Here is a 15,390-nt window from a genome sequence, read left to right on the forward strand (position 1 = left end):
ATGAATGACTCATTCATGGCCGCCCGCGGCGGGCCGGGTGGCGCGGGGCGGGGCGGTGAGGTCCGCGCGGCCCGGATCGTCAGAGCAGCCGGAGCTGTTCCGCCTCCGGCCGCCGTAACCCGCCGGCCCGGCGCACCCGCGCTCAAGCAGCCGCAACTGCTCCGCGGGCGGCCCGCAAAACCGGCCACGGCACCCGAACCCGGCGCACCCAGACTCACAGCAGCCGCAACTGTTCCGCGGCCGGCACCTCGATCCGCGGCTCGGGCACCGGCTCCGGGCTTCGCACCTCATACCCCGTCTTCGGTGCCAGCCCGTGTCGCCGCAGTAGTGGCGCCACTCGCTCCCCCAGCCGCTCGCGGTACGCCTTCTGCACGTAGCTGCCCCGCGCGTACAGCTCGCGGTACCGCGGCACCAGCGCCGGGTACGCGCCCGCCAGCCAGCGCCCGAACCACTCCCGGGCGCCCGGGCGCAGGTGCAGCGGGATCACCGTCGCGCTCGTCGCTCCCGCTTCGGCCAGCTTCGCGAACAGCGCGTCGAGGGCCTCGGCCGAGTCCGTCAGCCACGGCAGCACCGGCGCCACCAGCACCGAACACGGCAGTCCGGCGTCGCGGGCCTTGCGGACCAGCTCCAGCCGGGCCTGCGGGCTCGGCGTGCCGGGTTCGAGGCGGTGCTGCAGCTCGCGGTCGAGCAGCGCGATCGACACCGCCAGGCTGACCGGCACGTCGGCGGAGACGGCCTGCAGCAGCGGCAGGTCGCGCGCCAGCACGGTGCCCTTCGTGAGCACCGACAACGGCGTCCCGGAGCGGGCCAGCGCCGTGATGATCCCCGGCATCAGCCGGTAGCGGCCCTCCGCGCGCTGGTACGGGTCGGTGTTCGTGCCCATCGCGACGTGCTCGCGCCGCCACGACGGCCGTTTCAGCTGCGCGGCGAGGACCTCGGGCGCGTTGACCTTCACGACGACCTGGGTGTCGAAGTCGTGGCCGGCGTCGAAGTCCAGGTACGTGTGGGTGTTCCGGGCGAAGCAGTTGTGGGACACCATGCCGTCGGCGATGAAGTCGCCGGTGCCGGTGGTGATGTCGAACAGCGGCAGCTGCAGGCCGAGCGGCTCGATCGCCTCGACGCGGCGGCGGCTCGCGCCGATCACCGCGCCGTCCAGCGACCGCTTCCACGCGACGCCGGGGTTGCTCACGTGCAGGAACCGCAGCACTTCGGCCGTCCCGCCGAGCAGCCGGACCTCTTGGCGGGCCGGGAACTTCGGCACTTCGTCGACCTGGTGCGCGAAGCCGAAGCGGGTGAGCGCGCCGGCGAAGGCCTCGACGATCTCCGGTTCGTCGTGCGCCACGGTGAGGACGCCGCGGCCGTAGTCGCCCGCGATGTCGAAGAGACCGGCGAGGAAGCCGCGCTGCCAGTGCGCGTCCGGGTCCGCCGGCACCTGCAGGAAGCCGACGGACGCGCCGAAGTCGGGCAGGTACTCGAGGGCGCGGGTGGCCGCGTCCGGTTCCGCGGCGAACCCGCCGGAGCGCAGCATCCCGCACAGGTAGCCGGCGCGGTACCCGAGCGTCTCGTCGGGCGTGGGCGCGAACCGGCCGACGCCGATCAGCTCGGTGCCGGGCTCCAGGTGCGGGCGCTGCGCGGCGCCGAACTTGGTGCCGGTGACGTGCTTCCAGCCCTTGCTCGTAAGAAACCGGTGGTCGCCGCCGGCGACGAGCCGGGTGCCGTCGTCCAGGGTGACGCGGTAGGCGGCGCGCAGGGTCGTCCAGTGCGCTTCGACGCGGGTCGGCACCAGCCGCCGGGACGCGCCGTGGCCGCGGGTGCCGTAGATCTCGTCGCCGACCTTCAGTTCCGACAGCGGCTTCGTCCGGCCGTCGGCCAGCAGGATCTTGGTGCCGCCTTCGAGGCAGTACGTGCAGGCGTGCGAGCAGCCGCGGTACGGGTTCACCGTCCAGCCGAAGGGCACCCCGGACCCGGCGGGAACCTTGTTCAGCACGGAGCGCGCGTGCACCTCGTGAAAGGTGACGCCGTCGAACTCCGGTGACCGCACGGACCGCACCAGGCCCTCCAGCCCGGGCAGTGCCGGCTCACCCTCCCCCGCTCGCTGCCGATCCCATCGCACAGCGCCAGTCGAACACATGTTCTATTCGAGTGTCAAACCGGTTCGCCGCAGGCGAATCGGGGTGGTGCTGGTGTGGCTCCTGGGGCGGTTCAGGACGAGAAGCGGTCCAAGGCGCGGATCTTGTTGGTCGCGTCGAGCGCGGCCACCTTGTACGCCTCCGACAGCGTCGGGTAGTTGAACACCGCGTCCACGAGGTAGTCGACCGTGCCGCCGCAGCCCATCACCGCCTGTCCGATGTGGACCAGGTCGGTCGCGCCCGTGCCGAACACGTGCACGCCCAGCAGCTTCCGGTCCGAAGTGGACACCAGCAGCTTCAGCATTCCGTAGCTGTCGCCGGTGATCTGGCCGCGGGCCAGCTCGCGGTAGCGCGCGATGCCGACCTCGTACGGCACCGACGACGACGTCAGCTGCGCCTCGGTGGAGCCGACGTAGGAGATCTCCGGGATCGTGTAGATGCCGATCGGCTGCAGCGCGCCCAGGCCGTTCGCCGGTTCGCCGAACGCGTGGTACGCCGCGAGCCTGCCCTGGTCCATCGACGTCGCCGCCAGGGCCGGGAAGCCGATCACGTCGCCGACCGCGTAGATGTGCGGGACCTCGGTGCGGTAGTTCTCGTCGACCACGAGCCGGCCGCGCTCGTCGGCCGCCAGGCCCGCCGCGTCCAGCTTCAGCTCGCCCGTCATGCCCTGGCGGCCGGCCGAGTACATGACGCCGTCGGCCGGGATGCGCTTGCCGCTGACCAGCGTGGTGATCGTCGCGTCGTCGGACACCGCGACGTCCGCGACCTTCTCGCCGAAGCGGAACGTGACGCCCAGGTCGCGCAGCTGGAACTTCAGCGACTCGACGATCTCGGGGTCGCAGAAGTCGAGCATCTGGTCGCGCTGCTCCACCACGGTGACCCGCGAGCCGAGCGCGGCGAACATCGACGCGTACTCGATCCCGATCACGCCCGCGCCCACCACGACCAGCGACGACGGGATCTGCTCGAGCCGGAGGATCTCGTCGGAGTCGAGCACGCGCGCGGCGTCGAAGTCGACGTGCGCCGGCCGTGCGGGCCGGGTACCGGTGGCGATCACGACGTAGTCCGCGCTCAGCGTGCGGCGGTCGCCGGGGTGACGGCTTTCGACGATCACCGTGTGCGGGTCGGCGAACGAGCCGGTACCGGGGATGAGGTCGACGTGGTTGCGCATCAGCTGCGCGCGCACCACCTGCACCTCACGCCCCACGACGTGCTGGGTGCGTGCCAGCAGGTCGGCGATCGTGATGTCCTGCTTGACGCGGTAGCTCGCGCCGTACAGCTCGCGCTGGTTCATGCCGGTCAGGTAGAGCACGGCTTCGCGCAGCGTCTTGGAGGGGATCGTGCCGGTGTTGACGCACACCCCGCCGACCATGTCGTGCCGGTCCACGACGGCCACCCGCTTGCCGAGCTTCGCCGCGGCGATCGCGGCCTTCTGCCCGCCGGGGCCCGAACCGATGACGATGAGGTCGTACTCGTGCTCGCTCACGACGTCGAGCCTGCGCACCCGGGCGCCCCGGCGCAACCCCCGGCCGGTGAAGATCCGCGCGCGAACCCGTCTCGGGGCTAGCGTGACCCGATGCTGCGGGTGTCGCTGCTGGGCGAGCAGGTGATCGCCGACGACGAGACCGGTGCCGTGCTGACGCGGTCGCCGCGCTCGGTCGCGCTCGTGGCCCACCTCGTCGTGCACGCCGGCCTGGCGGTGCCCCGGCGGCGGATCGCCGGGCTGTTCTGGCCGGATTCCACCGACGCGCAGGCGCTGACGAACCTCCGCCGCGAGCTGCACCAGCTGCGCCGCGTGCTCGGCGACCTGCCTTCGCTGGCCGTCACCGGGCGCGACCTGTCCTGGCGGGACACGCCGTCGAGCCGGGTGGACGTGCGGGAGTTCGACCTCTCCCGCCGGGCCGCGCTGGCCGCGACGGACGCCGCCGACATCGTCGCCCACGCGGGGGCCGCCCTCGCGACCTGCCGCGGCGAGCTGCTGCCGGGCCTGGCCGACGACTGGGTCCTGGCCGCGCGCGCCGAGCTCGACCGCCAGTGCGTCGAGCTGTGCGACCTGCTCTGCCGGACCCCGGCGGGCGACCCGGCCGTCGCACTCGCCGCCGCCCGCCGCCGGATCCGGCTGCGCCCGCTGGAAGAGACCGGCTACCGGACGCTGATGGGGCTGCAGGCCGACGCCGGTGACCGGGCGGGCGCGGTGAGCACGTACCACCGGTGCGCGTCGGTGCTCGAACGCGAGCTGGGCGTCGTCCCGGCCGAGCCGACCCGCGCGGCGCTGCGCCGGCTGCTCGCCCGGCCGGACCCCGAGCCCCTGCGGGCGGCCGCACCGGGTCTCGTCGGCCGGGCCGCCGAACTGGCCCGGCTCGGCGACGCGTGGCGGGCCGCGGCCGCCGGCCGCGCCGGGGTCGTCCTCGTGCGCGGCGACGCCGGGGTCGGCAAGACCCGGCTGGTCACCGAGCTGGCCGGGCTGGCCCGGGCGGAGGGTGCGGTCGTCGCCGCCGGCCGCTGCTTCGGCACGGCCGGCCGAGTCGCGCTGGCACCGGTGGCCGACTGGCTGCGCACGCCCGCGGTGCAGCGGGCGGCGACGGCACTGGACCCGGTGTGGCGGACCGAAGTCGACCGGCTGCTGCCGGCCACGCGCCCGGCCGCGGCCGGCCATCCGACGGTGGACGCGTGGCAGCGCCTGCGGTTCTTCGAAGGGCTCGCCCGCGCGCTCACCGCCGGCGGCCGGCCCGTCCTGCTGGTGCTCGACAACGTCCAGTGGTGCGACGAGGAGACGGGTGCCTTCCTCGCCTTCTGCCTCGGCCTGCTGCCGGACGCGCCGCTGCTGGTCGCGGGGACGCTGCGCGACGGCGACCTCGACCCCGGCGTGGCCGCCTGGACCGCCCAGCTGCGCGACGACGGCAAGCTCACCGAGCTGCCGCTGCGCCCGTTCGACGCCGACGGCACCGCGCACCTCGGCGAGGCGGTGGCCGGCCGGCCGCTGTCCGCGGCGGACCGGACCTTGCTGCACGCGGCCACCGGCGGGTTCCCGCTGTACGTCGTGGAAGCCCTGCGCGCGGGCGCTTCCCCGCCCGCCGACGGCCTGGCGGGCGTGCTGCGCGCCCGGCTCGCGCAGCCCGGCCCGGCGGCCCGCGAGGTCGCCGGGCTCGCCGCCGCGGCCGGCCGGGACTTCACCCTCGAGCTGCTCACCGAGGCCAGCGACCTCGACGCGGACACCGTCGTCGACGCGGTCGACGAGCTGTGGCGCCGCCGGATCGTGCGCGAGTTCGGCGGCAGCTACGACTTCACCCACGACCTGCTGCGCGAGGCGGCCTACCAGCAGGTCAGCCCGCCGCGGCGGTGGCTGCTGCACCGGCGGCTGGCCCAGGGCCTGGAGCTGCTGCACGCCGACGACACCGACGCCGTGGCGGCGCAGCTGGCCGAGCAGTACGCCCGTGGCGGCCGGCCCGACCGCGCCGTCGCCCACTACCGGCGGGCCGCGGCCGTCGCGGCCAGGACGTTCGCCCACGCCGAGGCGATCCGGCTGCTGAAGGAGGCACTGGCGCTCGTCCGCGCGCGGCCGGCGAGCGGCAACCGCGACCGCGACGAGCTCGCCGTCCTCGAAGCGCTCGCCGGGCCGCTCAACGCCCACCACGGGTACTCCTCCCCCGACCTGCAGCACGTCCTGGAACGGTCGCTCGCGCTCGCGGAGGCGTCCGGCAGCAAGGAAGCCGCGCTGACGGCGTTGCTGGAGCTGTGGTCGTCCCGGTTCGTCCAGGGCCGCACGGCCGAGGCGCACCAAGCGGCCGAACGCGCCCTCACGCTGCTCTCCCCGGGGACGACCGCCGAGCAGAGCGGCTCGGCGCACTTCATCGTCGCGGGCTCGTCGCTGAGCCTGGGCCACGACCCGGCCGAGGCGCTGCGGCACTTCGAGCTGGGCGCGGAACGCACGCACGGCGCGTCGTCGTGGCCGATCGGCACCCGGCCGGACGTGCACGGGCCGGCCTGGGCGGCGCACGCCCACTGGCTCCTCGGCCACGACGAGGCGGCCGCGGCGAGCAGCGACGGCGCGATCGCGCTGGCCCGCGGGATCGAGCACCCGTACAGCCTGGCCATCGCCTTGGCGTACGCCGGGATCACCCACCAGATGCGCCGCGACCGGCGGGCGCTGTGGGCGGCCGTCGCCGAGCTGCACGCGCTGTGCGACCGGTACGGGTTCGCGTACTACCGGGAGTGGGCGCTGGTCCTGGGCGGCTGGTGCCGCGGCGGTGCGGCCGGGCGGGCCGCGGCGCAGGAGGGCGTCGCCAACCTCAAGGCCGAGGGTGCGTTCGCCCGGATGCCGTACTGGCTGTCGCTGCTCGCCGACGTGTCGGCCCCGGAGGCGGCCCGCGCGACGCTGGACGCCGCGCTCGCCGCCGGGCAGGCGCGGGACGACCGCTGGTGGCTGCCGGAGGTGCTGCGGCTGCGGGCGGCCCACGACGCCGATCCGGTCCCCCGCCTCCGGGCGGCCGCCGAGCTGGCGCGCGCCCAGGGCAGCGTCGCGCTGCTGCGGCGGGCCGACGCCGACCTGGGCGTCCGGCTGCCGTCCTGACCTGCGGCGAACGGACCGAACGCTGCGCGAACGCCGGGTGCCTACGTTCTGCTCGGAACCGGGAAATCCGAGAGGGGCCCACCATGACCACCACCGCTTTGCCGCACGAGGAGCTGGCCGCCACCCTGCGCGGCAGCCTGATCACGCCTGCCGACCCGGGCTACGACGAGGCCCGCGCCGTCTACAACGCCATGATCGACAAGCAACCGGCGGCGATCGCCTACTGCCGCGACGCCGCCGACGTCGTCACCTGCGTCCGCTACGGGCGTGCCCAGGGCCTGGACCTCGCCGTGCGCGGCGGCGGCCACAACGCGGGCGGCCTCGGCGTCGCCGACGGCGCACTGGTGATCGACCTGTCCGGGCTGCGCAGCACGACCGTCGACCCGGTGAACCACACCGTCCGCGCCGACGCCGGGTGCACCTGGGGCGACGTCGACCACGCGACGGTCGCGTTCGGCATGGCGACGCCGTCGGGCATCGTCGGGTCCACGGGGGTCGCGGGCCTGACGCTCGGCGGCGGCATCGGCTACCTGGCGCGGCGGTTCGGCCTGACGGTCGACAACCTGCTGGGCGCGGACGTCGTGCTCGCGGACGGCTCGTTCGTGCACGCCGACGCGGCTTCGCACCCCGACCTGTTCTGGGCCCTGCGCGGCGGCGGGGGCAACTTCGGCGTCGTCACGTCGTTCACGTTCCGCTGCCACGACATCGGCAAGCACGGCACGATCATCGGCGGTCCGGTGCTGTACGACCTGGGCGACACCCCGGACGTGCTGCGCTGGTACCGCGAGCTGCTGCCGTCGCTGCCCGAGGAGCTGAACGGCTGGTTCGGCCTGCTGACGATCCCGCCGGCACCGCCGTTCCCGGAGGAGCTGTGGGGCCGCAAGGCGTGCGGGATCGTCTGGTGCTACACGGGTTCACACGACAAGGCGGACGAAGTGCTGGCGCCGGTCCGCTCGTTCGGCACGCCGCTGCTGGTGGGCCTGCAGGAGATGCCGTACACGGCGCTGCAGGGCGCGTTCGACGCGCTGTACCCGCCCGGGCTGCAGTGGTACTGGCGCGCGGACGTGTTCCACGAGATCTCCGACGCGGCGATCGACATCCACGTCAAGCACGGCGAAGCGTTGCCGACGATGCACTCGTCGATGCACCTGTACCCGATCGACGGAGCGGCGAGCCGGGTCGCTCCGGACGCGACGGCCTTCCCGCACCGTTCCGGTGGGTGGTCGGGAGTGATCGTCGGGGTGGATCCGTCCCCGGCGCAGGCGTCGGCGATCGCGGAGTGGACGCGGTCCTATTGGGAGGACCTGCACCCGACTTCGGCCGGCGGCGCGTACGTCAACTTCATGATGGAGGAGGGCCAGGAGCGGGTGCGCGCCTCGTACCAGGGCAACTACGACCGGCTGGCGGCGGTGAAGCGGCGGTACGACCCGGAGAACGTGTTCCACGTCAACCAGAACATCCGCCCGGCATGAGCCCCGGGGCTGACGGCCGGAGGGGGGCCGTCAGCCCCGGCCGGACCTTCCGGGTCAGGAGCGGAGGGCGCCGCGCTCGCGCTGCCAGTCGGTGACCGCGTCCAGGCCCGACTCGATCTCCTCGGTCAGCAACGCCGTCAGCTGGGCCGCGACGTCCGGACCCAGCAGGTCCGCCACCCGGTCCATCGACGACAGCGCCTCCCACGGCGAGGTCGCCAGCCGGTCGACCAACAACCCCGGCTCGGGCGGCGCCAGTCCTTCTTCCAACCCGAACCGCCCGGCCGCGAGCAGGGCCGCCACCACCAGATGCGGCTGAGCGTCGGCGCCGGCGAAGCGGAACTCCAGGCGGGGCTCCGACGGCGGCCCCGCCACGCGCACCGAAGCCGTCCGGTCGTCGTGGCCCCAGCGCACCTCGTGCGGCGAAAACGGCGCTGTCCGCAGGCGGACGTAGCTGTTCCACGTCGGCGCCCACACCGCCGTCAGCGCCCGCGCCTCGCGCAGCACCCCGGCCAGGAAGCCGCCCAGCAGGTCCGGCGGCGATCCGTCCACTGTGGACAGCGACAGGTGCACGTGCCCGGAATTGCCCTGCCCTGGCGCGGGAGCGGCCAGGTACGAAGGTACGACAGCGTGACGAGCCGCGACCCGGCGCACGATCACCTGCTGCAGCAGGACGTCGTCGCACGCGGCCAGCGCGTCGCGGTGGCGCAGCACCACCTCGTACTGGCCCGGGTGACACTCCGCGCGCGCCGACTCGACGCCGAGGCCCGCCTCGTCGAGGGAAAGCCGCAGATCCGCGAGCAGCGGCGCCAGCCGTTCGGTGCCGCCGAGTGCGTAGTCGACCCCGTGCCGCGTCAGCGGCGCACCGGAGGAATCGAGGAACACCACCTCGTGCTCGATGCCCACCGACGGCACCAGCCCGAGGCCCTCCAACGCCGCCAGCTGCGAGCGCAGCACCTCACGCGGCGCCAGCTCCGCGACCTGACCGGAGGGCCATTCCGCGTCGCACACCACCGCCCACGTCCGGTCGCCCAGGCACACCGCCGACGCCGCGTCCGGGCGCATCCGCAGGTCGCCGAAGCCTTCGACGTACCCGCCGAGCGCGCCGGACGCCGGGAGCGGGTCACGCGACGGCGTCCACGCGAAGACGTAGCTGCACACGCCGTAGCCGTCGGTCAGCGCCGAAGCGGCGAACGGCGCCGCCAGCTCGACCGCGGCGAAGCGCGCGTGCGGATCCGGTACCAGCAGGAGCAGCCGCGTGCCCTCCTCGGCCAGGACACCTCGCAGGACCGAAGCGCCCGCGGACGCCGCCGCCTGCCGCGCCGCCAGCGACCGCGGCCCGGCCGGGCGGGCGAACGCCGTCACCACGCGCCGCCGGGATCCGGGGCGTGCAGCGGGTTCGGCACGCGGCCCCAGCGGACGTCGAACTCGTCGTCGCGCTCCACCTTGTCGAAGCCCTGGCCGGCGAAGTGCTCCCGGTTGAGCGTGACGCGCTCGACGTCCGGCGCGAACAGCCGGCACGCGTCGAACCGCGCGGCCACGTCCGGGTTCTCGTCGCGGTAGCGGCCGACGACCTCCCGCACCGGCACCCAGAACCGCGCCCGCGGCAGGCCCAGCTCGTCGAGCAGGACCTCGGCCCAGAACCGGAACTGCCCGGAGAACACCGAGCTGAACAGCGACTGGGCCAGCAGGTGCGCGGGCCAGCGCAGCATGTCCGCCGCCGCTTCGGGCGGGAGCGACTCGTAGCTTTCCAGCTGCTCGTCGAGCAGGTCGACGCCCTGCGCGAAGTCCTTGATCAGCACCCGCTGCGGGATGCCCGCGGCGTCGACGACCAGGACGAGGTTCTGGCCGTGCGGGCAGAACCCGACGCCGTGCCGCAGCAACCACTGCAGCAACGGCGTCAGCAGCAGGTCGAACAGCCGCGTCAGCCACGCTTCGGCGTCGCCGCCGCCGACCAGGTGTGACAGCATCGAGACGCCGTCGGGGCCGCGGTAGGGCAAGGCAGCGAACGAGATCGCGCGCTCGCCCTCGGCCAATTGCGCGACGAGCGGCTCGCGCCACAACGCGCCCAGCGTTTCGTGGAACCGGTAGGGCAGTTCCTCGATGTGCCCGAACAGCGGGTGCTTCACCGACACGCTCGCAACCTCGCCGAGCAGCCCGAATCGGTACTTTTCGCTCACCAGCGGGTCGGCGGCACTGATCCGGCGCAGCCACGACGTCACCGACGGCCCGGCGAGCGTCGCCGCCGAGTTCAGCCCGCGGTAAACGAGCGTGTTCCGCACCGAGACGGCGGTCTTGACGTCGTGGCGGCCCGGCGCGCTGGCGTTCGCCAGGGTCCGGACCGTCTGGTGTGGACGGTACGCGTCGGCACTCTCCCCCAGGTCGACCATGACTCCGGTGGCGAGTTCGGCGGCGTAGAGCGTGCCGAGGATTTCGTCGGCCTGCCAAGGGTGGACGGGCACCCAGACGTAGTCCTCCGGCGCTCGCGCGGCGAACTCCGCCCGCTGCGCGCCGAGTTCGGCGTCCAGCAGGGCGTCGCGGGTCAGCTCGCCGACGCACCGGAATTCGGCGTGCGAAGGGTGGACGGCGAACCAGCGCAGCCGCAGCTCGGCCCCGGCTTCCGGCGCGTAGTGGGCGCGGTCGCGCGCGGAGAACCCGACGCGGCCCTTGTTGAGCACCAGCCGCGGGTGGCCGGTGAGGTGCCCGTCGGCCACATTGTAGTCCATTGTGGACAAGTCGGCGGCGGTCGGGGCGTCGCGCAGGCGGGCGGCCTCGTTGGCGACCGTCGCGGTCAGCTCGGCCAGGACGTCCGCGAGGCGCAGCCCGCTGAGCCCCAGTACTTCCCGCGCGTCGACGACGAGCGTGCGCGGGTCGGTGGCCGGCTGCCCGGCCCGGAGCGCACTGCCCGGCACGACCGTCCACGCCTCGAACGCGCCGCGCCGGGCCTCGAAGGTGTAGACGACGTCGCCCGGCAGCTCCAGGCGGTACCCGTCGCCGTCGGCGACCGGCTCCAGCAGGTGCTCGTAGGACAGCTCCCCGAGCATCTTGTGCACGATCAGGGCACCGGCCGCGCGCCAGGCGGCCGCCTCGTCGAGGGTCACTGGTCCTCCAGGCCGAACGTGGTGAAGGCGGTGCGGTCGGGCAGGTCGTGCACGGTCTTGCCGCACACGGCGTTGAGGATCACGGCCGCGCGCCAGGCACCCAGGCCGAGGTCGGGCGCGCCGGGGCCGTGGGTGTGCCGTTCGGCGTTCTGCACGAACAGCGGGCCCGGCACGTCGAGGGCGACGCGGTAGTCCGGCCCAACCTCCAGGCGGCCGCGCGCGTCACGGCGGACGGCGTCGCCGAGCCCGGCCAGCAGCGGCCCGGTCGGCGTCTCCGCGTAGCCGGTGGCCGCGACGACGGCGGCGGTACGCAGGGTGCCGTCGCGGCCTTGCTGCTCCTGCCTTACCCCCAGCTCGATCCGACCATCCACAGTGGACGACGTGACGACTTCGACGCCCGGGGTCAGCACCGCGCCCGGCGGGCCGGTGATGCTGCGGCGGTACAGCTCGTCGTGGATCGCGCCGATCGTCTCGGTGTCGATGCCTTTGTACAGCTGCCACTGCGCGGGCAGGAGGCGGTCGCGGACGGGTTCCGGCAGGCCGTGAAAGTACGTCGTGTAGTCCGGGGTGAACTGCTCCAGCCCGAGTTTCGAGTACTCCATCGGCGCGAACGCGGGGGTCCGCGCGAGCCAGCGCAGACCGTCTACAGTGGACCTCGCGCGCAGCAGGTCGAGGACCACCTCGGCCCCCGACTGCCCGGATCCGACGACCGTCACGCTCTCGGCGGCGAGGAGTTCTTCCCGGTGTGCCAGGTAATCGGCCGAGTGCAGCGCGAGGACGCCGGGATCCTCGACCAGGGCGCGCAGCGGTTCCGGCACCGTCGGCACGGAGCCGACGCCGAGCACCACGTTGTCCGCCAGGACCGGCTCGGCACCGGTGATCGTCAGCTCGAAGGCGTCGGCCACCCAGCGGATGCCGGTGACCTCGTGGCCGAACCGGCACGACGGCAGCCGCGCCGCGGCCCACCGGCCGTAGTCGTCGTACTCGACGCGCGGCGGGTGGAAGCGTTCGGCGAAGTAGAACGGCAGCAGCCGGCCGCGGTCGCGCAGGTAGTTGAGGAAGGAGAACGGGCTGGTCGGGTCGACCAGCGTCACCAGGTCGGCCAGGAACGGCACCTGCAGCGTCGCGCCCTCGACGAGCAGGCCGGGGTGCCAGCGGAACTCCGGGCGGGCGTCGAAGAACACCGCGTCGAGGCCGTCGACCGGGGCGGCCAGCGCCGCGAGCGAGAGGTTGAACGGCCCGATTCCGATGCCCGCCAGGTGGTGGCGCTTCACGAAGCGACCGGGCTTTCCCGGTTCGCGACGAGCTCCGCGCTCGCGGTGGCGACGATCCGGTCGAGCAGCGGGCGGTAGTCGTCGGCGGTGGTGTGCGGGTGCAGCAGGGTGAGCTTGAGCCACAGCTGCGGCGCGCCGCCGGGCCCGGTCGGCAGCGCGGCGCGGCCGATGACCGCGGTGCCCGCTTCGAGCAGCGCGCGGCGGACGCGGGCGACCAGCTCGTCCCCGCCGGACTCGTCGGCCACGACCGGCCGCAGTACGACGGTGGACAGTTCGGGCGCGCCCCAGAGCCGCAGGCCGGGGTGGTCCTCGACCAGCGCGGCGAGCTCGGTCGCGGTGGCGCAGCAGCGTTCGACGAGCGCGCCGAGGCCGGCGGTGCCCAGCGCGCGGACGGTGACGGCCATCCGGAACGCGTCCGGCCGGCGTGACGTCCGGATCGAGCGGCCGAGCAGGTCGGGCAGCCCGGCCTCGGTGTCGTCGTCGGCGTTGAGATACTCGGCGCGGACGGTGAGGGCGGCCAGGTCGGCGGCCTCACGGGCGGCGAAGAGCCCGGCCGCGACGGGCTGCCAGCCGAACTTGTGCAAGTCGAGCGCGACGGAGTCGGCTAGCTCGAGCCCGGCGAGCTTGTGCTTGAGCGTGTCGCTGCACAGGGCGGTGCCGCCGTAGGCCGCGTCGACGTGCAGCCGCGCCCCGGCCCGACGGCAGACCTCGGCGATCTCGGGCAGCGGATCGAGGGTGCCGGTGTTGGTGGTGCCGGCGGTGGCGACGACGACGGTGTGCGGCCCGGCGACCGCGGCGAGAGCGTCCGGCAGCAGACGATCGCCTTCGCACGGGACGACGATCGGCGCGGGCAAGCCGAGCAGCCAGGCGGCGCGGGCGACGCTGTGGTGGGCGTTGGCGCCGCAGACGCTGTGGAGGATGCCGGTTTCGCGGGCCAGGAGAAGGCCGAGCAGGTTGGACTCGGTCCCGCCGGTGGTCACGACGGCGTCGGGGGTTCCGGCGTGCGGGTAACACAATCGGGCGATTCCGGTGGTGAATTCGCGCTCGAGTTCACTGGCGACGGGGGCCTGGTCCCAGGAGTCCATGGAGGGGTTGAGCGCGCTGGCGACGACATCCGCGGCCACGGCCACGGCGAGCGGCGGGCAGTGCAGGTGCGCGGCACAGGCGGGATCGGCGGGATCGGCGGAGCCGGCGGCGAGAAGACGGCTCAGCTCTTCCAGGGCGGCTTCGGCACCGACGCCTTCGCGAGGAAGCGCGCCGTTCGCGGCCGGGGCGGGCTCGGCGGCGGGTTGGCGGCTCGATCTCGACACGCCACTCGGCTCGCGTGCAGCAGCCGACTCCAGACCTCGGTGATCGGCAGCCGAGACGGGTTGGCGCCCACCGGCGGCGGCCGGGTCCAGCTCGCCGCACTCGGCGACCAGCGCCGCCGCGACGGCTGCCGGGCCGCCCGCTGGTACCGGGCCGCCGCGTTCGGCCACTCCGGCCGCCATTCCGCGCAGTGCCGCCGGGATCAGCTCGGCGAGCCGTTCCGCGCCGCCGTCGCCTCCGGCCAGCCCGTCTCCCCGCATGTACCCGCCTTCCTTAGGGTTGCCTTGCCTACGCTGCGCAACAGTACGGCGACCGACGGCTGCCTGTCATCCGGCCCCGGTCCAGGATGCTCGACCGGGTGGCGGGGACGCGTCGGCCATCGGGAGTAGGTTCGGGCGCCAGGAGGTGATCAGCGTGCCCGCGACCCGGTGGGACGTCCTGCTCGCGGTCGGCGCCGGCGGTGCGCTGGGCAGCCTCGCCCGGTACGGGCTGTCGGTGGCGATCCCGCACGCGCGCGGGGAGTTCGCCGTCGCGACGCTGCTCACGAACGCCCTCGGCTGCCTGCTCATCGGTGTCCTGATGGCGCTGCTGACGACCACCGCGCGCCCCCACCACCTGCTCCGGCCGTTCCTCGGCGTCGGGATCCTCGGCGGGTTCACGACGTTCTCCACGTTCGTGACCGACACCCTGGACGCGGCGACGACCGGGCGGATACTGGGTTCGCTGGCCTACGCGCTGGCGTCGGTGGCACTCTGCCTGGCGGCGGTGACCACCGGCTTGACGGCGACTCGCGCGGTGCGGAAGGGACGCTGATGAAAGGCCCGGCCACCCGCCTCACGATCTACCTCGGCGAAGACGACCATTGGCACCACAAGCCGCTCTACCACGAGATCGTCCGCCGGGCGCGCGACGCCGGGCTGGCGGGCGCTTCGGTGCTTCGCGGCGTCGAAGGCTACGGCGCTTCGTCGCTCATCCACACCACGCGGATCCTGTCGCTGTCGGAGGATCTGCCGATGGTGATCGTGATCATCGACGCCGAGGAGAAGCTGCGCGCGTTCCTGCCGCAGCTCGACGAGCTGATCGGCGAGGGCCTGGTGACGCTCGACCAGGTCGAGGTGGTCCGCTACGTGGGGCGGAAGGAGTGACGCTGGTCCTGGTGGCCCTCGGCGGGGCGGCGGGGTCGATCCTGCGTTACCTGACCGACCGGCGGGTGGCGGCGTGGCGGGATTCGCCGTTCCCCTGGGGCACGCTGACGGTGAACATCGCGGGCTCGTTCATCCTGGGTTTCCTGAGCGGCCGGCTCCTGCACGGCGCGGAGCCGTCTTCGGTGCGCGCCCTGGTGGCGGTGGGTTTCTGCGGCGGCCTGACGACGTTCTCGACGTTCGGCTACGAGACGGTCCGCTTGTTCCTCGAAAAGACGCGCCTGTACGCGGTGCTCAACGCGGTGGCGACGGTGCTGGCGGGGCTCACCGCGGGCGCCCTCGGCCTGTTCCTCGCCACCGCTGTCTGGTCGTGAGTGAGAAACAGGGTTAGCACACT

11 protein-coding genes are annotated in these 15,390 nt (G+C 73.9%); 5 read left to right on the top strand and 6 right to left on the bottom strand.

The genetic code is table 11. The features are described from left to right. Window positions 1-214: 214 nt before the first annotated feature. Both OG738_RS41805 and sthA read right to left on the bottom strand, forming a co-directional pair. On the bottom strand, window positions 215-2,131 hold the full coding sequence (locus OG738_RS41805) for an intein-containing Rv2578c family radical SAM protein (RefSeq protein WP_329049405.1): 1,917 nt from the start codon (window positions 2,129-2,131) through the stop codon (window positions 215-217). 71 nt (window positions 2,132-2,202) lie between these two features. Then, window positions 2,203-3,615 carry a Si-specific NAD(P)(+) transhydrogenase gene (gene sthA, locus OG738_RS41810; RefSeq protein ID WP_329049407.1) on the bottom strand — a complete coding sequence of 471 codons (1,413 nt, stop codon included), beginning with the start codon at window positions 3,613-3,615 and terminating at the stop codon, window positions 2,203-2,205. A gap of 90 nt (window positions 3,616-3,705) precedes the next feature. Here sthA and OG738_RS41815 point away from each other — a divergent pair, with 90 nt between their 5' ends. Both OG738_RS41815 and OG738_RS41820 read left to right on the top strand, forming a co-directional pair. Then, window positions 3,706-6,699 carry an ATP-binding protein gene (locus OG738_RS41815; protein ID WP_329049408.1) on the top strand — a complete coding sequence of 998 codons (2,994 nt, stop codon included), beginning with the start codon at window positions 3,706-3,708 and terminating at the stop codon, window positions 6,697-6,699. A gap of 83 nt (window positions 6,700-6,782) precedes the next feature. Then, window positions 6,783-8,171 (top strand): FAD-binding oxidoreductase, encoded by a 1,389-nt coding sequence (locus OG738_RS41820; RefSeq protein WP_329049410.1) that lies wholly within the window; start codon window positions 6,783-6,785, stop codon window positions 8,169-8,171. A gap of 54 nt (window positions 8,172-8,225) precedes the next feature. Here the strand turns inward: OG738_RS41820 and OG738_RS41825 are convergent, their stop codons facing one another. The 4 genes from OG738_RS41825 to OG738_RS41840 are packed head-to-tail and all read right to left on the bottom strand — an operon-like array spanning window position 8,226 to window position 14,111. Beyond that, window positions 8,226-9,533 (bottom strand): glutamine synthetase, encoded by a 1,308-nt coding sequence (locus tag OG738_RS41825; RefSeq protein WP_329057018.1) that lies wholly within the window; start codon window positions 9,531-9,533, stop codon window positions 8,226-8,228. Further along, window positions 9,530-11,269 carry an IucA/IucC family protein gene (locus OG738_RS41830; RefSeq protein WP_329049412.1) on the bottom strand — a complete coding sequence of 580 codons (1,740 nt, stop codon included), beginning with the start codon at window positions 11,267-11,269 and terminating at the stop codon, window positions 9,530-9,532. Before OG738_RS41830 ends, OG738_RS41825 begins: the two co-directional genes overlap by 4 nt. After that, window positions 11,266-12,543: a lysine N(6)-hydroxylase/L-ornithine N(5)-oxygenase family protein gene (locus OG738_RS41835; RefSeq protein WP_329049414.1), complete on the bottom strand. Its 1,278-nt coding sequence runs from the start codon at window positions 12,541-12,543 to the stop codon at window positions 11,266-11,268. The genes OG738_RS41830 and OG738_RS41835 overlap by 4 nt, the downstream gene beginning before the upstream one ends. Further along, window positions 12,540-14,111: a pyridoxal phosphate-dependent decarboxylase family protein gene (locus tag OG738_RS41840; protein ID WP_329049416.1), complete on the bottom strand. Its 1,572-nt coding sequence runs from the start codon at window positions 14,109-14,111 to the stop codon at window positions 12,540-12,542. Before OG738_RS41840 ends, OG738_RS41835 begins: the two co-directional genes overlap by 4 nt. A gap of 145 nt (window positions 14,112-14,256) precedes the next feature. Here OG738_RS41840 and OG738_RS41845 point away from each other — a divergent pair, with 145 nt between their 5' ends. The 3 genes from OG738_RS41845 to crcB are packed head-to-tail and all read left to right on the top strand — an operon-like array spanning window position 14,257 to window position 15,367. Continuing rightward, window positions 14,257-14,664, top strand: a complete 408-nt coding sequence (locus OG738_RS41845) for a fluoride efflux transporter FluC (protein ID WP_329049418.1) — start codon at window positions 14,257-14,259, stop codon at window positions 14,662-14,664. Then, window positions 14,664-14,996 (top strand): DUF190 domain-containing protein, encoded by a 333-nt coding sequence (locus tag OG738_RS41850; protein WP_329049419.1) that lies wholly within the window; start codon window positions 14,664-14,666, stop codon window positions 14,994-14,996. The genes OG738_RS41845 and OG738_RS41850 overlap by 1 nt, the downstream gene beginning before the upstream one ends. Further along, entirely contained in the window at window positions 14,993-15,367 is a 375-nt protein-coding gene (gene crcB / locus OG738_RS41855) for a fluoride efflux transporter CrcB (RefSeq protein ID WP_329049421.1), read from the top strand. Before OG738_RS41850 ends, crcB begins: the two co-directional genes overlap by 4 nt. The last annotated feature ends 23 nt before the right edge of the window (window positions 15,368-15,390 follow it).

This window comes from Amycolatopsis sp. NBC_01488 (genome assembly GCF_036227105.1).
Taxonomy (GTDB): domain Bacteria; phylum Actinomycetota; class Actinomycetes; order Mycobacteriales; family Pseudonocardiaceae; genus Amycolatopsis.